This window comes from Aquamicrobium lusatiense (assembly GCF_014201615.1).
Taxonomy (GTDB): Bacteria; Pseudomonadota; Alphaproteobacteria; order Rhizobiales; family Rhizobiaceae; genus Mesorhizobium; species Mesorhizobium lusatiense.
The window spans coordinates 2863218-2886497 of sequence record NZ_JACHEU010000001.1 but is presented as its reverse complement, the minus strand read 5'-3'; the positions used below and the strand labels follow the sequence as shown (position 1 = coordinate 2886497).

The window sequence follows — 23280 nt, the reverse complement described above, 5'->3', positions numbered from 1 at the left end:
CATGAACCCGCTCTGAATGGCGGATTCAGCCGGTTTTCATGTCGCGGGACAGCGGTGCCGGAGGCGGCGCAGGCGGGATGCGGAGCGCCGCCCGGGTAAGGTTTCGTTAGGCTTAATGGATCATAAAGAACGGTACCGCAAAACTCTCCGCCGGGACGGGGAGTTGAGAGGTGATCGTGCAATGTGTTCCCGTTGACGCCCATAAAACCCCATGTTATCCCATTTGCAGATTCAAGCCTTTGTTTCGTTTCAGGGTTATGCGTTTGCCAGACGGGCGGCCGCGTCGGCTGCTCGCGCGATGGCGTGCGCCTGTAAGGTCAATGGCAGGGGTCTGAACGAGGGACCGCGCCGCGGCGGCGTGGATGCGACGATGGAAAGGGGTGCGGCGGCGCAAGCGGCTGCAGCACATCATGGACCGTTTTCTGTCAAGCTCAGTGAACCGGATCGACGCCAAGGGGCGGGTGTCGGTGCCTGCGCCCTTTCGCGCGGTGGTGCTGAAGCGCGGCTACTCCGAACTCTATGCGCTGAGGGGGCTCGATGCGCCGGCCATGGATGTTGGCGGTCTCGACCTGCTCGACCGCTACGAACAGCGCATTGCGCAGGAAGACCCTTTCCAGCAGACGGCGGACGACATGTCCTTCTTCTGCCATGGCGACGGCACGTTCCTGAAGCTGGATCAGGACGGGCGAATCATGATGACGGATTTCATCCGCGCGCATACGGGCATCTCTCAGGAGGTGGCCTTCGTCGGTCGCGGGCAGTTCTTCCAGATCTGGGAGCCGGGCCGGCTGGCGGAGCATGGCGCGAAGGTGCGCGAGAGGCTTCTGAAGCTGCGGCAGGCGGCTGCCGGTGCCACCATCGGGGGGCAGACGCCATGACGGCCGGTTCCGACACCGCAGCGCCCCATATTCCCGTTCTGCTCGATGAAGTCATCGAAGCACTGGCGCCGGTACCCGGCGAAGTGATCGTCGATGGCACATTCGGGGCCGGCGGCTATACGCGCGCCATTCTCGGCACGGGCGCATCGGTCGTTGCCATCGATCGCGATCCCGACGCCATCGCGGCGGGAAGGGCGCTGGAAGCAGAGCATGAGGGACGCCTGCGCCTCGTTCATGCGCCGTTTTCGGTCCTGGACGAACATGTCGAACAGGCCGACGGCATCGTGCTGGACATCGGCGTTTCCTCCATGCAACTCGATCAGGCCGAGCGTGGCTTCTCGTTCCGCGCCGACGGGCCGCTCGACATGCGCATGGCGCAGGCGGGCCTGAGCGCTGCCGATGTCGTCAATACCTACAAGACTTCCGATCTGACCCGCATCTTCGGGCTGCTGGGCGAGGAACGCCATGCCGGACGCATCGCCCGCATGATCGAGGCGCGGCGGGAAAAGCGGCCCTTCACCCGCACGCTGGAACTGGCCGACGCCATCGAGACCCTGGTCGGTCGCTCACCGAAGGACAAGATCCATCCTGCCACGCGCGTGTTTCAGGCGCTGCGCATCTACGTCAATGACGAACTGGGCGAGTTGTCGCGCGCGCTGGTCGCGGCCGAACGGGCACTGAAGCCCGGCGGACGGCTTGTCGTCGTGACCTTCCATTCGCTTGAGGATCGCATCGTCAAGCGCTTCCTTGCCGATCGCGACGAGACGACGGCCGGATCGCGCCATCTGCCGCAGGTCGTGCAGCGGCCCGCCACGTTCCGCCGCGCCAACAACGGAATCACGCCCGGCGAGGCCGAGGTGGAACGCAATCCGCGCGCGCGCTCGGCACGGCTTCGCGCTGCAATACGCACCGACGCAGCACCGCGCGGCGACGATCTTTCGGTTTTCGGGCTTCCAAGACTTCCCGCCATTTCGGGAGAGAGGTGAGAGCATGTTCCGCACCAGCGACATCGTTCTGATAGGCGTCATGGTGGCCGCGGCGGCCATGACCTATTCGATCAAGCGCGACGCCGGCGAGCAGCTTGCGACGGTTCGCAAGCTTCAGACGCAGATCCGCACCGAGGAAGAAACCATCGATCTTCTGAAGGCTGACTGGAGCCTGCTCACCCAGCCTGCGCGGTTGCAGCGGTTGGTGGAGCGCTATCAGGAGCAGCTCGGCCTTGAACAGGTCAATCCCTATCAGTTCGCGCGCATCGACAGTCTGCCGCAGCGGCCCTTGTCCATCGAGGACATCACGGCCGCCGATGCGGCCGGACGGCTGATCGATCAGACCCAGACCGGAGCCGTCGAATGATCGGCAGGATCAACCCGTTCCGGCGCATCCGCCAATCCGGCGATGACAGTTCCATCGTCATGGACTCCGCCCGCAAATCCACCGGCGGGCGCACGCGCAACCGCGTGATCATGACCATGGCGGTTTTCTTCGGCATCTATGCCACCATTGGCGGCCGTCTTGTCTATCTGGGCTTTCAGGATCCCGTGCCTTCGGGCGCGCCGGCAAGCCGGGTGACCGCATCGCGGCCCGACATCATCGACCGCAATGGCCAGGTGCTGGCGACCGACATCAAGACGTCTTCGCTGTTTGCCGAGCCGCGCCATATCGTCGACGCCGACGAGGCGATCGAGAAGCTGGCGACGGTGCTGCCGAACCTCGATTACGAGCAGACCTACAACAAGCTCAAGAGCGGTGCGGGCTTCGTGTGGCTGCAGCGCCAGCTTACCCCGCGCCAGCAGTCGGAAATCATGCAGCTCGGCATTCCCGGCATCGGCTTCCGCACGGAAACGCGGCGCTTCTATCCGGCAGGCGCCACCACCGCCTACATCGTCGGCCTCACCAATATCGACAATCAGGGCATATCCGGCCTTGAGAAGTACATAGACGGGCAGGGGCTTGCGGATCTCCAGCAGAGCGGTCTTGCGCTGCCCAAGGACCTGGCCCCGGTGCGCCTGTCGGTCGATCTGCGCGTGCAGCATATCGTTCATGACGAAATCAGCTCGGCCATGGAGCGCTTCAGGGCGATCGCCGCCGGCGCCGTCGTGCTCAACGCCAAGACCGGCGAGGTCGTCGCCATGGCTTCGGTGCCGGATTTCGATCCCAACAATCCGGTCAACGCCCAGGACAAGGATCGCCTGAACCGCATGTCGGCGGGCCTCTATGAGATGGGCTCGACGGTGAAGAGTTTTACCACGGCCATGGCGCTGGATTCGGGCAAGGCCAACCTGAACTCGACCTTCGACGCCACCCGTCCGATCACCATCGGGCGCCAGACCATCCGCGACTTTCATGGCAAGGGCCGGGTGCTGACGCTACCGGAGGTGTTCATCTACTCCTCCAACATCGGTTCGGCGCGCGAGGCCGATATCGTCGGCATCGAAGGCCATCGCGAGTTCCTGCACAGGCTCGGCATCCTCGAACGGATGAAGACCGAGCTGCCGGAAGTGGCGCGGCCGGTGGAGCCGAAAGTGTGGAAGAAGGTTCATTCCATCACCGCATCCTTCGGCCACGGTTTCACCACCACGCCGTTGCAGACGGCGGTGGGAGCCGCCGCGCTGATGAATGGCGGCCATCTCATGAACCCGACATTCCTTGCGAGGACCGTCGAGGAAGCGATGGCGGACGCGACGCGCGTGGTCAGCGAAAAGACCAGCGCCGACATGCGCTATCTCTACAACCTAAACGCGACCGCGCCGGGCGGCTCGGGGCGGCGCGCCACGGTTCCCGGCTACCGGGTCGGCGGCAAGACCGGCACCGCCGAAAAGGTGGTGAACGGGCGCTATGTGAGCGGCAAGCGCTTCAACGCCTTCCTTGCCGCGTTCCCGATGGACGATCCGCAATACATCGTTCTGTCGGTCATCGACGAGCCGCAGGCACTGCCGGGGCAGGGCGCGACCGCGGGCTTCAATGCGGCACCGATCGTTTCCAACATTATTCGCCGTTCGGCGGCCCTGCTTGGCGTCGAGCCGGAATTTGGCCAAGAAAAGGCGGCAACGCTGGCATCCTATTGAGTGATTCTGCTGCAATCCCGCGCAGTCTGAAGAGGTGAGCGTAGATATATGAGACCCGATGATCTGACCGGCATAGTGCCTCTCCACGAGGCGTTTCCCTCCGATACGGAGATTGCCGGCCTGTCGTCGGACTCGCGTGCCATCCGGCCCGGCATGCTGTTTTTCGCGCTCGCGGGCGCGAAGGCCGATGGCGCGAGTTTCGCTGCTGACGCCGCCAGCCGTGGCGCGATCGCGGTGGTGGCTGCGAAAGGCCGTAGGAACGGCGCGCTGTCCGTGCCGGTAATCGAGGTGGACGATCCGCGCCGCGCGCTGGCGCTGGCTGCCGCGAGATTTTACGGCGCGCAGCCGCAGACCATGGTTGCCGTGACCGGCACCAGCGGCAAGACCTCCGTTGCCGCCTTCACCCGCCAGATCTGGGAGCATGCCGGCTTCGCCGCCGCCTCCATCGGCACCACCGGCGTGGTGGCGCCCGGCCGCAACGACTATGGTTCGCTGACCACGCCGGATCCGGTCGCGCTGCACAAGCTGCTGGCCGAACTGGCCGGCGAAGGCGTCAGCCATGCGGCTATGGAGGCTTCCAGCCACGGGCTCGACCAGCACCGGCTGGACGGCGTGCGCCTTGCCGCCGCCGCCTTCACCAATCTCGGCCGCGACCATATGGATTATCACCCCACGGTCGAGGACTATCACGCGGCCAAGCTGCGCCTGTTCCGCGACCTGCTGCCGCAAGGCGCTCCGGCCGTCATCTTCGCCGACGATCCGTGGTCGCAGGCGACCATCGACGCGGCAAGGGCGGCCGGCAATCATGTGCTGACCGTTGGCCGCAAGGGCGATTTCCTCAAGCTCAACCGTGTCGAGCATGAACGTGCGAAGCAGCGAGCCGAGATCGTGCATGACGGCGGCATCTATGAGATCGACCTGCCGCTGGCTGGCGATTTCCAGATCGCCAATGCGCTGGTTTCCGCCGGTCTCGCCATTTCCACCGGCACATCGGCTCCGGCGGCGATGGCCGCGCTGGAGAAGCTGAAAGGTGCGCCGGGCCGCCTCGATCTGGTGGGTGCGACCGCTGCCGGCGCGCCGGTCTATGTCGATTATGCCCACAAGCCGGATGCTCTGGAGAACGTTCTGGCCTCCGTGCGTCCCTTCACCACCGGGCGGGTGATTGTTGTGTTCGGCTGCGGTGGCGACCGCGATCGCGGCAAGCGCCCGATCATGGGCGAGATCGCCACGAGGCTGGCCGATGTGACGATCGTCACCGACGACAATCCGCGCACCGAAGTGCCGGCCGAGATCCGCGCCGCCATCATGGCGGCGGCGCCGGGCGCCATCGAGATCGGCGATCGCCGCAAGGCGATCCGCGAGGCGGTGGCCATGCTGCGGGCGGGTGATACGCTGATCGTGGCCGGCAAGGGCCATGAGGAAGGTCAGACCGTTGGAGCCGAGACGCTGCCGTTTTCAGACCATGACGAGGTGCGCATGGCGCTGAAGGAGGTTGCGCAATGAGCTATCTCTGGACCGCTGAAGCGCTGATCGATGCCATGGGCGGGCGTCCGCTCGGCAACATGCCGGCGGGCATTCACGGCATATCCATCGATACCCGTACCCTGCAGGCTGGCGACGCCTTCTTCGCCATCAGGGGCGAGACCATGGACGGGCATGATTTCGCGACGGCTGCAATCAAGGCGGGCGCTGCCGTTCTGATCGTCGCCGAAGGCAAGCTGCCCGCGCTCGGCCGCCTGACCGCGCCCATGATCGTCGTTCCCGACGTGCTGGCGGCGCTGGAAAAGCTGGCGATGGCCGCCCGCGCTCGCTCGCGCGGCAAGGTGATCGCCGTTACCGGCTCTGTCGGAAAGACGACCACCAAGGAGGCGCTGCGCCATGTGCTGGGCTCGGTCGGCTCCGTTCATGCTTCCGACAAGTCGTTCAACAACCACTGGGGCGTGCCGCTGACCTTGGCCCGCCTGCCGGAAGATACCGAATATGCCGTTTTCGAAATCGGCATGAACCATCCGGGTGAAATCCGGCCGCTGGTGAAGATGGTGCGCCCGCATGTGGCGCTGATCACGCTGGTGGCTGCTGCCCATCTCGGCTTCTTCCGCGACCTCGACGAGATCGCGGAAGCCAAGGCCGAGATCTTCGAAGGCATCGAGCCTGGTGGAGCGGCGCTTCTCAATCGCGACGATCCGCGCGCCAACATGCTGGGCAAACTGGCGCGTGAGGCCGGCGTCGAGCATGTGCTGGGCTTCGGCGAGCATCAGCGTTCGACCTACCGGCTGATCAACTGCGTTCTCAATGCCGACCATTCCACCATGACCGCCCGCATCGGGCGCCGCGAGGTGGTGGCGCGCATCGGCGCGCCCGGCCGCCACATGGTGCAGAACGCGCTGGCGGTTCTTGGGGCTGCCGACCTTGTGGGCGCAGACATCGACCGCGTGGCGCTGGCGCTTGGCACCCTGCCTGCACCGGAAGGCCGCGGCCAGCGCCATATGCTTGCCCATGGCGGCGGCTCCTTCACGCTGATCGACGAGAGCTACAACGCCAATCCTGCTTCCATGAAGGCGGCGCTCGATCTGCTCGACGCAACGCCACTGGAGGGCGACGGCCGCCGCATCGCGGTGCTCGGCGACATGCTGGAACTGGGCGCGCATTCCGAGAAGCTGCACGCGGATCTGTCCGAACTGATCGTCGGCACCGGCATCAGCCATGTGCTGCTCGGCGGGCCGCACATGAAGGCGCTGGCTGAGGTGCTGCCGAGCGACGTCGCCGTCGTCCATCGCGATGAGGCCGACAATCTCGGGCGGCTGCTCATCGACACGGTGCAGCCGGATGACGTGATCATGGTGAAGTCGTCGAAGGGGATCGGCTTCTCAAGGATCGTTGCGGCGCTGCTGAACAGGTTTCCGGCTCACGCCGGCCATTGATGAACGGGCCTGAGGGCCTTTGGGGACGATACGTATGCTGACGCTGCTCGTGGAATTCGCGGACCGGATCACGGTCTTCAACGTTTTCCGTTACATCACTTTCCGTACCGGCGGCGCGCTGATCACCTCGGCCCTGATCGTCTTCATCTTCGGTCCGGCCATCATTGATTCTCTGCGCCTGCGGCAGGGCAAGGGCCAGCCGATCCGTGCCGACGGGCCGCAGACCCATTTCAAGAAGGCAGGCACGCCCACCATGGGCGGCCTGATGATCCTGACGGGCATCGTCGTCTCCTCGCTTCTGTGGGCCAACCTGTCCAGCGTCTATGTATGGGTGGTGCTGCTGGTGACGCTTGGGTTCGGCGCCATCGGCTTCTATGACGACTATCTGAAGGTGACCAAACAGTCTCATCTCGGCTTTTCCGGCAAGGCGCGCCTGACCTTTGAATTCCTGATCGCCGGCATCGCCGCCTGGGTGATCATGCATTACGGGCAGGAGCCGTTCTCCTCCTCGCTGACCTTCCCCTTCGCCAAGGAATTCATCATCAATCTCGGCTGGTTCTTCATTCCCTTCGCCGCTTTCGTGGTGGTGGGGGCAGGCAATGCCGTCAACATCACCGACGGGCTCGACGGCCTCGCCATCGTGCCGATCATGATCGCGGCCGCGTCCTTCGGCGTCATTGCCTACCTGTCGGGCAACGCCATCTTTGCCGATTATCTGCAGATCCACTTCGTGCCCGGCACGGGCGAACTGGCCGTGATTCTGGGTGCGGTGATCGGGGCAGGGCTCGGCTTCCTGTGGTTCAACGCGCCGCCGGCGGCCATCTTCATGGGCGACACCGGCTCGCTCGCCATGGGCGGCCTGATCGGCACCATCGCGGTCGCCACCAAGCACGAGATCGTGCTGGCGATCATCGGCGGCCTGTTCGTGGTCGAGATCCTGTCGGTCATCATTCAGGTCGGCTATTTCAAGATGACCGGCAAGCGCGTCTTCCTGATGGCGCCGATCCATCACCATTTCGAAAAGCTCGGCTGGACCGAGAGCCAGGTGGTGATCCGCTTCTGGATCATCGCCGTCATCCTCGCCCTGATCGGGCTCTCGACCCTCAAGCTGCGGTAGGCGCCAGATGATTGCGGCCAGTTCCTTCGCAGGCAGGCAGGTAGCGCTCTTCGGGCTTGGCGGCTCCGGACTGGCGACGGCGCATGCGCTGGTCGCCGGCGAGGCCGAAGTGCTGGCGTGGGACGACAATCCGCAAAGCGTGGAGAAGGCGCAGGCGGAAGGCATCGCTACCGTCGACCTGCGCGGCATCGACTGGTCGTGCCTTGCCGCTTTCGTGCTGTCGCCCGGCGTGCCGCTGACCCATCCCAAGCCGCACTGGAGCGTGGAACTGGCGCGTGCGGCCAGCGTCGAGGTCATCGGTGACATCGAGTTGTTCGTGCGCGAGCGCAACGCCCATGCGCCTGATGCGCCGTTCATCGCCATCACCGGCACCAACGGCAAGTCGACGACGACGGCGCTGATTTCGCATATCCTGAAATCGGCCGGCCGCGACACGCAGATGGGCGGCAATATCGGCCGCGCGGTGATGACGCTCGACCCGCCGCTGCCTTCAAGGCATTACGTGGTGGAGTGTTCCTCCTACCAGATCGATCTTGCGCCCTCGCTCAACCCGAGCGCTGGCATATTGCTCAATCTGACGCCGGACCATCTCGACCGTCACGGCACCATGCAGCACTATGCCGAAATCAAGGAACGGCTGGTTGCCGGCAGCGACACGGCCATCATCGGTGTCGATGACAGTTTCTGCGTGCAGATCGCGGAGCGGCTGGAGCGGGCCGGCGCTAAGGTGGTGCGCATCTCCAAGCGCCTGCCGCTGAGCGACGGCTATTTTGCTGAAGGAAGCGACCTGATCGAAGCGGTGGACGGCCGCTGCACCCGCATTGCCTCGCTCGACGGCATCGGCTCGCTGCGCGGCCAGCACAATGCCCAGAACGCGCTTGCAGCCCTTGCCGCCTGTCTCAGCGCCGGCCTGACGGCTGAGGAAATACAGGACGGTTTCAGGAGCTTTCCGGGACTGGCTCACCGCATGGAGCAGTTGGGCCGCAAGGGACATGTGCTGTTCGTCAACGATTCCAAGGCAACCAATGCGGAAGCGGCGGCGCCGGCGCTGTCGAGCTTCGAGCACATCTACTGGATCGCCGGCGGCCTACCCAAGGAAGGCGGCATCGGCTCGTTGAGGGGCCTGTTCCCGCGCATCGCCAAAGCCTATCTGATCGGCGAGGCGGCACCCGCTTTTTCCGCGACGCTGGGCGAAGCGGTTGCCTATGAGATTTCCGGCACCCTTGCGGCGGCGGTGGAACATGCTGCGGCCGATGCCGCAGCCAGCGGGGCGGGCGAGGCCGTGGTGCTTCTGTCGCCCGCCTGCGCCAGCTTCGACCAGTTCAGGAATTTCGAATTGCGCGGCGAAGCCTTCAGGCAAGCCGTGTATGCGATTGATGGCATCGAGCCCATCGGAGGGACACGATAATGCAGAGCCGTCTCGATACCAGCCCGATTTCCAACTGGTGGTGGACCATCGACCGCTGGTTCCTTGCCGCGTTCCTGTCGCTGCTTGGCCTTGGCATCGTTCTGTCCTTTGCCGCCAGCCCGGCGGTGGCGGAGCGCATCGGCCTCGATTCCTTCCATTTCGCCACACGCCAGATCATCTTCAGCATTCCCGCACTTGGGGTGATGCTTGCCGTGTCGTTCCTGAATGCCCGCCAGATCAGGCGTCTGGCGCTCGGCATATTGTGTCTGATGCTGGTGATGATGGTGGCGGTGCTTTACATCGGCGTCGAGGTGAAGGGCGCGCGACGCTGGCTCTCCTTCGCCGGCATGTCGATCCAGCCGTCTGAATTTCTCAAGCCCGCCTTCGTGGTCATCTGCGCGTGGCTGTTCGCCGAGCACAAGCGCCAGCCGGAAATCCCCGGAAACCTGTTCGCCATGATCCTGCTCGGCCTCGTTCTGGCGCTGCTTCTGGCGCAGCCCGACATGGGGCAGACGCTGCTGGTGGTCGGCACATGGGGTGTGATGTTCTTCATGGCCGGGCTGTCGTGGGTATGGATCATCGCGCTTGGCGGTCTTGGCATTGCGGGCCTGTTCGCGGCTTATGAAATCTTCCCGCACGTGGCCGGCCGTATCGATCGCTTTCTGACCGGCGAAGGCGACACGTTTCAGGTCGACATGGGCCATGAAGCGCTGGTCAATGGCGGCTGGCTGGGGCTGGGACCGGGCGAGGGCACCATCAAGCGCCTCATTCCCGACAGCCATGCCGACTTCGTGTTCGCCGTCGCCGGCGAGGAATTCGGCCTGATCACCTGCATGGTGATCGCCGCCATCTTCGCCTTCATCGTGCTGCGCGGCCTTTCTGTGTCGCTGAAGGAGCATGACGACTTCACCCGCTACGCAATCGGCGGGCTGGTGACGGTGTTCGGTCTGCAGTCGGTCATCAACATGTGCGTGAACCTGCAACTGATGCCGGCGAAGGGCATGACGCTGCCCTTCATCTCCTATGGCGGCTCCTCGCAGATCGCCATCGCCGTTTCCATGGGCATGGTGCTGGCGCTGACCCGGCGCAAGCCGCAGAAGCGCAAGCCGCTCGCCTATGGGTTCTCCAGCTCGATTCTGCCGGCGGAATAATGTCAAAGGGTACCATTCTTCTGGCTGCCGGGGGCACCGGCGGCCATCTGTTTCCGGCCGAGGCGCTGGCGCATGAACTGAAGGCGCGCGGCTGGCAGGTGCATCTGGCGACCGACGACCGCGCCCAGCGTTTTGCCGGGCAGTTTCCGGCCGATGCCATTCACCCGATTCCCTCCGCCACCATCGGTTCCAAGAATCCGCTGGCGCTGGCGAAGACGTTTTTCAAGCTGTGGCGCGGCGTGCGCGTCGCTTCCGGGGTGATCGCGCGGGTGAAGCCGGCGGCGGTCGTTGGCTTCGGCGGCTATCCGACCCTGCCGCCGCTCTATGCAGCGACGCGGCGCGGGCGCCCGACGCTGATCCATGAGCAGAATGCGGTGATGGGCCGCGCCAACCGGGCGCTGGCGGCACGGGTGACGGCGATTGCCGGGGGCTTCCTGCCAGAGGACGCCAGTGCTTCCGGGCGCAAGACGATCACCACCGGAAATCCGGTGCGGCCGGGCGTCATCGAGGCGGCGAAGGTGCCTTATACCGTGCCGGGCGAGCAGGAGCCGTTCCATCTGCTGGTGTTCGGCGGAAGCCAGGGCGCGCAGTTCTTTTCCGATGCGGTTCCGGCGGCGGTCGCGCTGCTTCCCGAAGCGCTGCGCAAGCGCCTCGTCGTGACCCAGCAGGCGAGGAAGGACGATGCGGAGCGGGTGGCGCAGGCTTATGCCGAGCTCGGCGTGCCGGCCGACATCGCGCCCTTCTTCACCGACATGGCCGAGCGCATGGCGCGGGCGCAGCTGGTCATTTCGCGCTCCGGCGCTTCCACCGTCTCGGAAGTCGCGGTGATCGGCAGGCCGGCTCTGCTGGTGCCCTATCCCTATGCGCTCGATCACGATCAGGCGGCCAATGCGGCAGCCCTTGCAGCCGCCGGCGGCGCGGAGGTGCATCCGCAATCCTCGCTCGATGCCGGGCGTCTGGCGGAACTGATCGGCGGGCTGTTGAGCGATCCGGAACGGCTGAAGGCAATGGCTGCGGCAGCGCGTTCGGCTGGCCGTCCGAATGCCGCAACCTTGCTCGCCGATCTGACAGAGGCTATTGCGTCGGGCAAATCACCCGACGACTTCAGGAAGGAAATTCAAGCATGAAGATGCCGCAGACGATAGGCCTCGTGCATTTCATCGGCATAGGCGGCATCGGCATGAGCGGCATAGCCGAAGTGCTGCACAATCTCGGCTATCATGTGCAGGGCTCCGACCAGAACGACAGCGCCAATGTTCAGCGCCTGCGCGAGAAGGGCATCGAGTGCTTCGTCGGGCACCGCGCTGAAAACCTTGGCGAGGCCGAGGTGGTCGTGGTTTCGACCGCGATCCGCAACACCAATCCGGAGCTCGTGGCGGCGCGCGAGAAGCTGCTGCCGGTTGTGCGCCGGGCCGAGATGCTGGCCGAGCTTATGCGCTTCCGCAATGCCATCGCCATCGGCGGCACGCATGGCAAGACGACGACCACCTCCATGGTGGCGACGCTGCTGGAAGCCGGCGGGCTCGATCCGACCGTCATCAATGGCGGCATCATCAACGCCTATGGCACCAATGCGCGCATGGGCGACGGCGAATGGATGGTGGTGGAGGCCGATGAGAGCGACGGCACCTTCCTCAAGCTGCCGGCCGACATCGCCGTCATCACCAATATCGATCCCGAGCATCTCGACCACTATGGAAGCTTCGACAAGGTGCGCGACGCCTTCCGCCAGTTCGTCGAGAACGTGCCGTTCTACGGCTTCGGCGTGATGTGCATCGATCATCCGGAAGTGCAGGCGCTGGTCAGCCGAATCGGCGACCGCCGCGTCATCACCTATGGCGAAAACGCGCAGGCCGATGTGCGCTTCACCAATCATCGCATGGACGGCGCCGTGTCGGTGTTCGACGTCGCCATCCGCAACCGCAAGAGCGGCGAGCAGCTTGTGATCAGCGACCTTCGCCTGCCGATGCCTGGCCGTCACAATGTTTCAAACGCCACGGCGGCGATTGCCGTTGCCCATGAGCTTGGCCTGACTGCTGCAGCGATCCGGAAGGGACTGTCGTCGTTCGGCGGGGTGAAGCGGCGCTTTACCCATACGGGTTCGTGGAACGGGGTCGAGATTTTCGACGATTACGGTCACCATCCGGTTGAGATCAAGGCGGTGCTGAAGGCGGCGCGCGACGCCACGCAAGGGCGCGTCATCGCCATTGCCCAGCCGCACCGCTTCACGCGCCTGCGCGATCTGTTCGACGATTTCGCCGTGTGCTTCAACGATGCCGACACGGTCATGGTGGCGCCCGTCTATGCGGCGGGGGAGGACGCGATCGACGGCGTTTCCAGCGAGGCGCTGGTGTCGAAGATGCGCGCGGGCGGCCATCGCGATGCCCGCCATATCGCCGATGCGGCAGCCGTGGCGCCGCTGGTGCGCGAGCTGGCGAAGCCGGGCGATTTCGTCGTGTTCCTTGGCGCCGGCAACATCACGCAATGGGCCTATGCCCTGCCGCGCGAACTGAACGGGGACGCAAAATGAGCAGGGGCCAGGCACTTCTCGACAGTCTGGGCGACCGGCTTTCGGGCCTGCGTGGCCGCATGACCCCCGATGCCGGTATGGACAAGGTCACATGGTTCCGAGCCGGCGGGCCGGCCGACGCCATGTTCCAGCCGGCCGACGAGGAAGACCTTGCTGCTTTCCTGAAGGCGGTGCCGGAAGAGGTTCCGGTGATGGTGGTTGGCGTCGGCTCGAACCTGCTGGTGCGCGATGGCGGGCTTGCGGGCTTCGTGGTGCGCCTTTCGGCCAAGGGTTTTGGCGACGTCGAGACGATATCGCCGACACGCCTGCGCATCGGCACGGCACTGCCCGACAAGCGGGCAGCTGCAGCGGCACTGGAAGCCGGCATCGGCGGTTTCCATTTCTACCACGGCATTCCCGGCGCCATCGGCGGGGCGCTGCGCATGAACGCCGGCGCCAACGGCGTCGAAACGCGCGAGCGCGTGGTGGAGGTAAGGGCGCTCGACCGCAAGGGCGAGGTCCATGTGCTTTCAAACGCCGATATGGGCTATGCCTACCGGCATTGTTCGGCCCCGAAAGGCCTGATCTTTACCTCCGTCGTCATGGAAGGCTATGCCGAGGACAAGGATGTGATCCGCGCGGCGATGGACGAGGTGCAGCATCATCGCGAGACGGTGCAGCCGATTCGCGAAAAGACCGGCGGTTCCACCTTCAAGAATCCCGAAGGCACTTCGGCCTGGAAGGAAATCGACAAGGCAGGATGCCGCGGCCTGATGATCGGCGGGGCGCAGATGTCGCCCATGCACTGCAACTTCATGATCAACACCGGTACGGCCACCGGTTATGACCTCGAAACGCTCGGCGAGACGGTGCGCGCGCGCGTTCTGGAAAATTCCGGCATACGCCTGCACTGGGAGATCCGCCGTCTCGGCGCATTCCGTCCCGGGCAGGAAGTTCAGGAGTTCCTCGGACAGTTGCTCTGAGGACTCACAAGGGTAAATTTTCATTCAAATTTGATGAAATTGAATCTCTTGGAATCCTAAGGGCTTGTCACGGAATCAACTCTCTGATTCTTTGGCCTTAAGCGTTTCCTGATTTGAGTCGTTCGGCGCGTAGGTCGCGATCCCCGGTGGGTCGCGGTGCGGGCTCGGATTCTGAGTCGGGAAACAGAGATGGAAGCCCGCCGAGGGGATGACGGGATATGACCAAAAAGCACGTTGCTGTTCTGATGGGGGGATTCTCGTCCGAGAGGCCGGTTTCCATTTCGTCGGGCAATGCGTGTGCCGATGCGCTTGAGGCGGAAGGCTACAGGGTCACGCGTGTCGATGTGGGGCGCGATGTCGGTGCGGTGTTGGCTGAGTTGAGACCGGATGTCGCCTTCAATGCGCTGCACGGCCCTTATGGCGAGGATGGCCTCATTCAGGGTGTGCTTGAATATCTGGAGATCCCTTACACCCACTCCGGTGTGCTGGCTTCCGCTCTGGCGATGAACAAGGAGCAGGCCAAGAGGGTTGCCCGTGCTGCCGGCATTCCGGTGGCGGAATCAAGGGTCGTCAATCGCTTTGATATTCGTGGCGAGCATCCGATGGTGCCGCCCTATGTGGTGAAGCCGGTGGCTGAGGGTTCCAGCTTCGGTGTGGTGATTGTGAGGGAGGATCAATCGCATCCGCCGCAGATTGTCTCGTCGCCCGAATGGAATTACGGCGAGGCTGTCATGGTCGAGCGCTATGTGCATGGCCGGGAGCTGACCTGCGCGGTGATGGGCGATGTGGCGCTTGGGGTGTGTGAAATCATTCCGACCGGCCACGCCTTCTACGATTATGATTCCAAATATGTGCCCGGCGGCTCAAAACACGAAACTCCGGCAAAAATTTCACCGAATATTTACCAAAAAATACAGACACTGGCGCTTAAGGCTCATCAAGCAATCGGCTGCCGGGGCGTGTCCCGGTCTGACTTCCGTTATGACGATCGCCATTCCGAAAATGGAGAGATCGTCTGGCTGGAGGTTAACACTCAGCCGGGCATGACGCCGACGTCTCTGGTGCCTGAGATCGCCGCGCACGCAGGGCATTCATTCGGCGATCTGTTGAGTTGGATGGTGGAGGACGCTTCGTGTCTTCGTTGAGGTCGGGACGGATGGTTGAGGGAAGGCTGGCGGGCCTGTCGCCGCTCGCTCGTCCCGTGTTGCCGCGCTGGCTGCGCCGTCCTCTGCGCGTGTTTTCGAGGCTGGGCGAGGGTGCCTATACGGCGCCGCGCTTTGCTGCGACGATCCTTTCCGTTGCGCTGCTGTCGTCCAGCGCGACCTATGGCGCCTATATCGGCGGCCAGCTTGATGATTTCGTGCAGGGCGTGACCGCCCGCACCGGTTTTGCCGTCGATCAGATCAGGGTCGTGGGCAATCAGCATACGTCGGAAATCGATATTCTCGACCGCCTCGACCTTAACGGCTGGACTGCGCTGGTGGGTCTCGATGTGATCGATGCGCGTGAGCGCATCTCCGCTCTGCCGTGGGTTCAGCATGCGACCGTTCGCAAGGTTTATCCCAACACGCTGGAAGTGCGGATCGATGAGCGTGAGCCGTTCGCGATCTGGCAGCAGGGTCAGTCGCTGAGCGTCATCGAGAAATCGGGGCGGGTGATTGCGCCGTTCACCGGCGGACGTCTGGCGGCGCTGCCGCTGATCGTCGGCGTGGGCGCACCTGAGAACGCCCCGTCGCTGGTTGCGCGGATCGAGCAGGTTCCCGAGCTGGCTGGTCGTGTGAAGGGATATGTGCGCATCGGCGAGCGCCGCTGGGATCTCTATCTCGACAACGGTGTGAAGGTTAAGCTTCCCGAGCTTGATATCGATGCTGCGCTTGAACGGCTTGCCCGGATGGATCGCGAGCAGGGTCTGCTCGGACGCGATATCGTGGCGGTCGATCTGCGCATCTCCGACAGGGTTGCTCTCGAGCTTTCTCCGGATGCTTCCAGCGCGCGTCTGGCGGCGCTGAAAGGTGCCAAGGGCGGCGCGCGCAAGGCGGGGAGCAGCATATGAACTGGCTGCGTAAAAATGGCGATGCTTCGTCGCGGCGTTCGGGTATTCTGACCGTTCTCGATGTCGGCTCCAGCAAGGTCTGCTGCGTGGTCGCGAAACTGAAGCCGTGCGAGGATGGCAACCTGCTGCGTGGGCGCACCCATCGCATTCAGGTCATCGGCATCGGTCATCAGAAGTCGCAGGGCATGAAGTCCGGCGTGGTCATCGATCTGGAGCGTGCCGAGCATGCCATCCGGTTGGCCGTGGATTCGGCCGAGCGCATGGCGGGGCTGACGGTCGACTCGCTGATCGTGAACATGACGGCGGGTCGCCTGAAGAGCGATATCTTCTCCGCCACCGTCAATCTCGGCGGTCATGAGGTGGACGAAAGCGACATCAAGCGCGTGCTTGCCGCAGGCGCGCGGCAGGCGCTGAGATCCGAGCGCGAAGTTGTGCATTCGCTTCCCGTCGGCTTCTCGCTGGACGCCGAGCGCGGCGTGCGCGATCCGCGCGGCATGGTCGGCGACACGCTGGGCGTGGACATGCATGTGCTGACCGGAGATGCAGCGCCCCTGCGCAACATCGAGCTGGCCATCAACCGTTCGCATCTTTCGGTCGAGCGCATGGTGGCGACGCCTTATGCAAGCGGCCTTGCCGCGCTGGTCGACGACGAGCTGGAGATGGGTGCTGCCTGCATCGACATGGGTGGCGGCACCACCACCATCTCGATCTTCTCGGAAGGCAATTTCGTGCATGGTGACGCCATTCCGGTTGGCGGCAACCATGTGACGCTGGATCTGGCCAAGGGTCTTTCCACCACCATCGAGGCGGCGGAGCGGCTCAAGGTCATGCACGGTTCGGCGCTGCCCGGCAGTGCCGACGACCGCGATCTGGTCACCATTCATCCGATCGGCGACGACCATGGCGCCCCCATGCAGGTTCCGCGCTCGGTTATGACGCGCATCATCCGCGCGCGGGTCGAGGAAACGCTCGAAATGCTGCGCGACCGCATCAGCAAATCAGGCTATGGCAGCGCCATCGGCAAGCGAATCGTTTTGACGGGTGGAGCCAGCCAGCTGGCGGGCCTCCCGGAAGCGGCGCGCCGCATTCTTGGACGGAATGTGCGCGCCGGGCGCCCTCTGGGCGTTGCGGGGCTGCCGGAGGCAGCCAAGGGGCCGGCATTCTCCACCGTGGTTGGACTTCTGATCTATCCGCAGGTGGCGAATTTCGAAAGCCGTCCGTCGAAGGGGATTGCCGGTTTCAAGATGACCGGCACCGACGGGCGCCTGTATCGCGTAAGTCAGTGGTTGAGAGACAGTTTCTAGAGTTTGACGGGGACAGCCCCATACACGGCCGCTACGGCGAAGCGGCGGGAAAGGCAAAAGGACGAGGACAATGGCAATCAATCTTCAAAAGCCGGACATCACCGAGCTGAAGCCCCGCATCACCGTGTTCGGTGTCGGCGGCGGCGGCGGCAATGCTGTCAACAACATGATCACCTCAGGCCTGCGTGGCGTCGAGTTCGTGGTGGCGAACACCGACGCTCAGGCGCTGACCATGTCGAAGGCCGAGCGTCTCATTCAGCTTGGCGCGCATGTCACCGAAGGTCTGGGCGCGGGCTCGCAGCCCGAGGTCGGTCGCGCTGCCGCTGAAGAGTGCATCGACGAGATCAACGACCATCTGTCCCACACGCATATGTGCTTCGTCACCGCCGGCATGGGCGGCGGCACCGGCACGGGTGCGGCTCCCGTCGTCGCCCGCGCTGCCCGCGAAAAGGGCATCCTGACGGTAGGCGTCGTCACCAAGCCGTTCCACTTCGAGGGTCAGCGCCGCATGAAGACGGCAGACCTTGGCATTGAGGAGTTGCAGAAGTCCGTCGACACGTTGATCGTCATTCCGAACCAGAACCTGTTCCGTCTGGCCAATGACAAGACCACCTTCGCCGATGCCTTCGCCATGGCCGATCAGGTGCTCTACTCGGGCGTTGCCTGCATCACCGATCTGATGGTCAAGGAAGGCCTGATCAACCTCGACTTCGCCGACGTTCGCTCGGTGATGCGCGAGATGGGCAAGGCCATGATGGGCACTGGCGAGGCTTCCGGCGAGGGCCGCGCGATGGCCGCTGCCGAGGCGGCAATCGCCAACCCGCTGCTCGACGAGACCTCCATGCGCGGCGCCAAGGGCCTGCTGATCTCGATCACCGGCGGCCGGGATCTGACCCTGTTCGAGGTCGACGAGGCCGCGACCCGCATCCGCGAGGAAGTCGATCAGGACGCCAACATCATCCTGGGCGCGACTTTCGACGAAGAGCTGGAAGGCGTCATCCGCGTGTCTGTCGTTGCCACCGGCATCGACAAGTCGGCCGAGGACATTGCCGCGGCTCCGATCGCCATTCGTCCGGCGCAGCCGCCGAAGCCGGTCATTCGCCCTACCGCCGAGGTCCGTCCTGTCCAGCCCGCGCCGCAGCCGGCGCCTGTTCAGGAGCCGCGTGCTGCCGATCCGGTTGCCGAGGCATTCCAGATGGCCGAGCAGAACGCCGCAGCCCTGTCTCACAATGCCGGGTCCCACAATGCGGGTCAGAGTGCCGATGGCTTTCGCCCCCAAAGCCAGCTCTTCCAGCAGCCACAGCCCCACCAGCCTGTTCAGCCATTCCAGCAGCCGGTCGTGACCCAGCAGGCAGCCCTGCAGATGCAGCCTGCGCCGCAGCCGGCTCCGCAGCCGCGTGAAATGCACCATCAGCCCGCTCCGCAGCGCATGCCGCGGGTCGAGGATTTCCCGCCGGTCGTGCGTGCTGAAGTGGAAGCGAAGAAGAACCCGGTCGACCATGAAGAGCGTGGCCCGATGGGGCTCCTGAAGCGCCTGACCAATGGTCTCACGCGCCGCGAGGAAGAGCCTGCTGCCCGTCTGCAGCCGGCACAGCCGCGCGAGCCGAAGCTGCGTCAGGCGGCTCCGGAAGTGCGCCGTGCGCCGAGCCATGATTCGCAGCTCTATGCGCCGCGTCGTGGCCAGCTTGACGATCAAGGTCGCCTCGTCGCCCAGCCGCGTGCTGCGCATGATGACGACCAGCTGGAGATTCCGGCCTTCCTGCGCCGTCAGGCCAACTGACCGCCGCAACATCGCCATGATTTCAAGGGGGCAGCCGGGAAACGGGCTGCCCCTTTCTGCTGTTTTCTTTCCTGTTGATGTCCCGCAAAAACAGGCATTTATCGCGCATCTGCGGATGACGCTGGCTGTTACATGGGGTAAAAAAGCGTGATTTGGATGAAGTGGGGCGCGTCACTATCTTCGCCGGCAGCATAGTTTGCGCGGCCTGCAGGTTGGGGGAATTGCCTTCTTGCCGTATCTGAAACGCCGTTGACCGGTAGTTGGAAGTCAACGGAACGAGCGGGCATACGGGGATCGTTTTGAACGATTATCAGACCACCATAAAATCGCGCGTGACCCTTGCAGGCACAGGCGTTCACAGCGGCAAGCCGGTTTCGGTGACGTTCGCTCCCTCCGATCCCGATACGGGTATCATCTTCCATTTTGTCGACGGACGCGAACCCGGCAAGGAGTTGCGCGCTCTGGTTTCCGAGGTCGGCGCGACCGACCTCTCCACCATGATCGGGAACCCCGACGGCGCGCACGTCGCGACCGTCGAGCATCTGATGGCGGCTGTTCTCGGCGTGGGTCTCGACAACCTCGTCATCGAGGTGGAAGGCAATGAGGTTCCCATTCTCGACGGCAGTGCTGCGGTGTTCGTGGAAGCCATTGACCGGGCCGGGATCGAGACCCAGGCCGTGAAGCGCCGCTTTATCCGCGTGCTCAGGGACGTCCGTATCGAAAACGGGGCGTCATGGGCGGAATTCCGTCCTCACACGGGAACGCGCTTTGAGGTCGAGATCGATTTCGAGAGCCCGGCCATCGGCCGTCAGCAGTTCGCGATCGATCTGAACGGCGAATCGTTTCGCAACGAAGTGGCGCGGGCGCGCACCTTCGGCTTCCTCAAGGATGTCGAGCGCCTGTGGGCGGCCGGCTATGCGCTGGGCTCTTCGCTGGAGAATTCCGTGGTCATCGGCCACGACAACCGCGTCATCAACATGGGCGGCCTGCGCTACCCCGACGAGTTCGTGCGCCACAAGACGCTGGACGCCATGGGCGATCTGGCGCTGGCCGGCGCGCGCTTCATCGGCTGCTTCCGCTCCTATCGCGGTGGGCACAGGCTGAACGCGGCCGCTCTGCGGCGGCTGCTTTCGGACCGCAGCGCCTATGAGATCGTCGAAACCACGACGCGGTATGAACGCGGCCGTATCGCTGAGATCAGCGCCGTCAGCGGCCCGGTTTTCGCGCCCTGGATGATCTGAGCGCTTGACGGGTTCCGATACCAGATCTTTTCACGAAGGTATTTTTCCCGCATATGCCGGGAAGATCGACGCTTGCCACAAAAATGTGCGATTGGCGGCGGATAGCGTTGCCGCGCGTGGCTGTTATGGTCTATGGCTGCACGCTGACCGAGGAAACGGTGCCGAAAGGGCGAATCCCAATCATGATGTTCACACGGGCTGATCGATCGATGGCACCAGCGAAGGGTTCCCTGGGGTGGGTTGTCCTGGCATTGTCGGTTGCCGTCGCGCCGATGGTTCTTGCCGGCTGCTCGGCTTCGGGCAAGGATCTCGACCTTTCGACCTATGTTGAGCAGACCGAACCTGCGGACGTGCTCTACAATCAGGGCCTCGCCAACCTCAATGCCGGACGCCTCGGCGAAGCCGCAAAGAAGTTCGCCGCCGTTGACCGCCAGCATCCCTATTCGGAATATGCCCGCAAGGCGATGGTGATGGGCGCATTCACCAATTACCGGCAGGGCAAATATGACGACGCCATCCAGATGTCGCAGAGATATCTCAATCTCTACCCGACGTCGGAGGACGCCGATTATGCCGTCTACATCGCCGGCCTGAGCTATTTCCGCCAGATTCGCGACGTGACGCAGGATCAGAAGGAGGCGCGCCAGACCGTGCAGACCATGCAGGAGCTGGTCAATCGCTGGCCCGATTCGCAATATGCGGAAGATGCCCGCACCAAGATCCGCTTCGCCAACGACCAGCTCGCCGGCAAGGAGATGCAGGTCGGCCGCTATTATCTGGAGCGGCGCGAATATCTGGCATCGATCAAGCGCTTCCGCACCGTGGTCGAGCAGTATTCCAACACCCGTCATATCGAAGAGGCGCTGGCGCGTCTGGTCGAGGCCTATTATGCGATGGGCCTGACCGACGAGGCGCAGACCGCAGCCGCTGTTCTCGGCCAGAACTATCCGAGCAGCCAGTGGTACAAGGATTCCTACAAGCTGCTGCAGAGCGGCGGGCTGACACCGCGTGAGAATGCCGGCTCGTGGATATCCAAGGCCGGGAAGCTGATTACCGGCTGAAGGCTGCCATGCTCTCCAGACTGTCGATCCGCGATATCGTTCTGATCGAGAAGCTGGACATAGACTTTGCTTCGGGTCTCTCCGTGCTGACGGGTGAGACCGGTGCCGGCAAGTCGATCCTGCTCGATTCGCTTTCTCTTGCGCTCGGCGCGCGCGGCGATGCCTCGCTTGTGCGCCATGGTGCTGCGCAGGGTCAGGTGACGGCGGTGTTCGACGTTCCGCGCAACCACCTCGCGCGCGACATTCTTTCTGAAAATGCCATCGACGATGATGGCGACATCATCCTGCGCCGTATCCAGACGGCGGATGGGCGCACGCGTGTCTTCGTCAACGACCAGCCGGCCAGCGTGGCGCTGATGCGCACCATCGGCCATGCGCTGGTGGAAATCCACGGCCAGCACGACGAGCGCGCGCTGGTCGATGCCAGCGCCCATCGTGAAGTGCTCGACGCCTTTGGCGGCCATGCCAGCGCCGTGCGCGAGACGGCGGAAGCCTGGCGCGTGTGGCGCGGTGCCGAGCAGGAGCTTTCCCGGCACAAGGCGCGGGTGGAGGCGGCTGCCCGCGAGGCGGATTATCTGCGGGCCGCCGTCGCCGAACTGGTGCAGCTCGATCCGCAGCCCGGCGAGGAAAGCGAGCTGGCAGCCCTGCGCACGGATATGATGCGCGCTGAAAAGATCGCTTCCGAGATCAGCGACGCGCAGGACGTTCTGTCCGGACCATCCTCGCCCCTGCCGCAGCTGGCAAGCCTGCTGCGCCGCCTGCAACGCAAGGCGGCGGAGGTTCCGGGTCTGCTCGACGATGTGGTTACGTCGCTGGATGAGGCGATGCTTTCTCTCGATGCCGCGCAATCCGGTGTCGAGGCGGCCCTGCGCGCCACGGAATACGATCCGCAGCGGCTGGAGCAGGCCGAGGAGCGGCTGTTCGCGCTCAGAGCAGCGGGGCGCAAGCACAATGTGCAGGTCGATGATCTGGCGCGGCTGCGTGACACAATGTCTGCCGATCTTGCGGATCTCGATGCCGGCGAAGAGCGGCTGGGGGTTCTGGTGCAGCAGGCAAAGCAGGCGCGCGACCTTTATGATCAGAGCGCTGCTCATCTTTCCGATCTTCGTCAGGCCTCTGCCAAGGGGCTGCGCGACGCGGTGATGGCGGAACTGCCCGAGCTCAAGCTGGAACGGGCCGAATTCATCGTGGAAATGTCGTGCGAGCCCGACAATCGCATGGAAGAGGGCATCGACCAGATCGAGTTCTGGGTGCGCACCAACCCCGGCACGCGCCCCGGCCCGATGATGAAGGTGGCTTCCGGCGGCGAGCTGTCTCGCTTCCTGCTGGCGCTCAAGGTGGCGCTGGCAGACCGTGGTTCCGCCCCGACGCTGGTGTTCGACGAAATCGACACCGGCGTGGGCGGTGCGGTGGCCGATGCCATCGGCCAGCGTCTTGCCCGACTGGCAAAGGGCGGCGTGCAGGTGCTTTCCGTCACCCATGCGCCGCAGGTCGCGGCGCGCGCCTCCACCCATTTCCTGATCTCCAAGTCGGGTGGGGCGGACCGTGTCGCCACCGGCATCGTTGCCATGGACATCGATGCCCGGCAGGAGGAGATCGCCCGCATGCTGGCCGGTGCGACCATCACCGACGAGGCGCGGGCGGCGGCGGAACGGCTTCTGCGCGAGAACACGGCGGCGGCCATCTGAATTATTGAATCAACAACGGACAACCGAAAACCGGAGTCCACTTTCCGGTCGGATGCTCCGGGCCGAACCTATCTGTCCACAACTGACAAGATGATTCAGGAGAGAGGCGCATGCGCCTGTT

Annotated in this window: 19 protein-coding genes; all 19 read left to right on the top strand. The window is 64.1% G+C overall.

All coding sequences use genetic code 11. The features are described from left to right. Positions 1 to 410 precede the first annotated feature (410 nt). Positions 411 to 878 (top strand): division/cell wall cluster transcriptional repressor MraZ, encoded by a 468-nt coding sequence (mraZ, locus tag HNR59_RS13815; RefSeq protein ID WP_183831145.1) that lies wholly within the window; start codon positions 411 to 413, stop codon positions 876 to 878. Then, complete coding sequence (gene rsmH / locus HNR59_RS13810) at positions 875 to 1864, top strand: 16S rRNA (cytosine(1402)-N(4))-methyltransferase RsmH (RefSeq protein WP_183831143.1); 990 nt, start codon at positions 875 to 877, stop codon at positions 1862 to 1864. Before mraZ ends, rsmH begins: the two co-directional genes overlap by 4 nt. Before the next feature lie 4 nt (positions 1865 to 1868). Then, entirely contained in the window at positions 1869 to 2231 is a 363-nt protein-coding gene (gene ftsL / locus HNR59_RS13805; RefSeq protein ID WP_183831141.1) for a cell division protein FtsL, read from the top strand. Beyond that, positions 2228 to 3943 (top strand): peptidoglycan D,D-transpeptidase FtsI family protein, encoded by a 1716-nt coding sequence (locus HNR59_RS13800; RefSeq protein ID WP_183831139.1) that lies wholly within the window; start codon positions 2228 to 2230, stop codon positions 3941 to 3943. The genes ftsL and HNR59_RS13800 overlap by 4 nt, the downstream gene beginning before the upstream one ends. Before the next feature lie 48 nt (positions 3944 to 3991). Next, positions 3992 to 5446 (top strand): UDP-N-acetylmuramoyl-L-alanyl-D-glutamate--2,6-diaminopimelate ligase, encoded by a 1455-nt coding sequence (locus HNR59_RS13795; RefSeq protein ID WP_183831137.1) that lies wholly within the window; start codon positions 3992 to 3994, stop codon positions 5444 to 5446. Further along, the gene (locus HNR59_RS13790; RefSeq protein WP_183831135.1) at positions 5443 to 6864 is read left to right on the top strand and encodes a UDP-N-acetylmuramoylalanyl-D-glutamyl-2,6-diaminopimelate--D-alanyl-D-alanine ligase; all 1422 of its coding nucleotides are present in this window, start codon (positions 5443 to 5445) and stop codon (positions 6862 to 6864) included. Before HNR59_RS13795 ends, HNR59_RS13790 begins: the two co-directional genes overlap by 4 nt. A gap of 34 nt (positions 6865 to 6898) precedes the next feature. Beyond that, a complete protein-coding gene (gene mraY / locus HNR59_RS13785; RefSeq protein ID WP_183831133.1) occupies positions 6899 to 7981 on the top strand; it encodes a phospho-N-acetylmuramoyl-pentapeptide-transferase in 1083 nt (360 codons plus the stop codon). A 7-nt stretch (positions 7982 to 7988) separates the two neighbouring features. Continuing rightward, positions 7989 to 9389, top strand: a complete 1401-nt coding sequence (murD, locus tag HNR59_RS13780) for a UDP-N-acetylmuramoyl-L-alanine--D-glutamate ligase (protein WP_183831131.1) — start codon at positions 7989 to 7991, stop codon at positions 9387 to 9389. Continuing rightward, on the top strand, positions 9389 to 10540 hold the full coding sequence (gene ftsW / locus HNR59_RS13775; protein WP_183831129.1) for a putative lipid II flippase FtsW: 1152 nt from the start codon (positions 9389 to 9391) through the stop codon (positions 10538 to 10540). The genes murD and ftsW overlap by 1 nt, the downstream gene beginning before the upstream one ends. Continuing rightward, complete coding sequence (gene murG, locus HNR59_RS13770) at positions 10540 to 11667, top strand: undecaprenyldiphospho-muramoylpentapeptide beta-N-acetylglucosaminyltransferase (protein ID WP_183831127.1); 1128 nt, start codon at positions 10540 to 10542, stop codon at positions 11665 to 11667. Before ftsW ends, murG begins: the two co-directional genes overlap by 1 nt. After that, positions 11664 to 13070 (top strand): UDP-N-acetylmuramate--L-alanine ligase, encoded by a 1407-nt coding sequence (gene murC, locus HNR59_RS13765; protein WP_183831125.1) that lies wholly within the window; start codon positions 11664 to 11666, stop codon positions 13068 to 13070. Before murG ends, murC begins: the two co-directional genes overlap by 4 nt. Continuing rightward, entirely contained in the window at positions 13067 to 14032 is a 966-nt protein-coding gene (gene murB, locus HNR59_RS13760) for a UDP-N-acetylmuramate dehydrogenase (RefSeq protein WP_183831123.1), read from the top strand. Before murC ends, murB begins: the two co-directional genes overlap by 4 nt. 218 nt (positions 14033 to 14250) lie before the next feature. Beyond that, positions 14251 to 15177 (top strand): D-alanine--D-alanine ligase, encoded by a 927-nt coding sequence (locus tag HNR59_RS13755; protein WP_183831121.1) that lies wholly within the window; start codon positions 14251 to 14253, stop codon positions 15175 to 15177. Between the two features lie 11 nt (positions 15178 to 15188). Next, positions 15189 to 16085 carry a cell division protein FtsQ/DivIB gene (locus tag HNR59_RS13750; protein ID WP_183831119.1) on the top strand — a complete coding sequence of 299 codons (897 nt, stop codon included), beginning with the start codon at positions 15189 to 15191 and terminating at the stop codon, positions 16083 to 16085. Continuing rightward, positions 16082 to 17389, top strand: a complete 1308-nt coding sequence (gene ftsA, locus HNR59_RS13745; protein WP_183831117.1) for a cell division protein FtsA — start codon at positions 16082 to 16084, stop codon at positions 17387 to 17389. The genes HNR59_RS13750 and ftsA overlap by 4 nt, the downstream gene beginning before the upstream one ends. Positions 17390 to 17459: 70 nt before the next feature. After that, a complete protein-coding gene (gene ftsZ / locus HNR59_RS13740; protein WP_183831115.1) occupies positions 17460 to 19169 on the top strand; it encodes a cell division protein FtsZ in 1710 nt (569 codons plus the stop codon). Positions 19170 to 19468: 299 nt separating this feature from the next. Next, positions 19469 to 20410, top strand: coding sequence for a UDP-3-O-acyl-N-acetylglucosamine deacetylase (lpxC, locus tag HNR59_RS13735; RefSeq protein ID WP_183831113.1), 942 nt, complete (start codon positions 19469 to 19471; stop codon positions 20408 to 20410). 209 nt (positions 20411 to 20619) lie between these two features. Further along, entirely contained in the window at positions 20620 to 21471 is an 852-nt protein-coding gene (locus HNR59_RS13730) for an outer membrane protein assembly factor BamD (protein ID WP_425488651.1), read from the top strand. A gap of 8 nt (positions 21472 to 21479) precedes the next feature. Further along, a complete protein-coding gene (recN, locus tag HNR59_RS13725; protein ID WP_183831111.1) occupies positions 21480 to 23159 on the top strand; it encodes a DNA repair protein RecN in 1680 nt (559 codons plus the stop codon). Positions 23160 to 23280 lie beyond the last annotated feature (121 nt).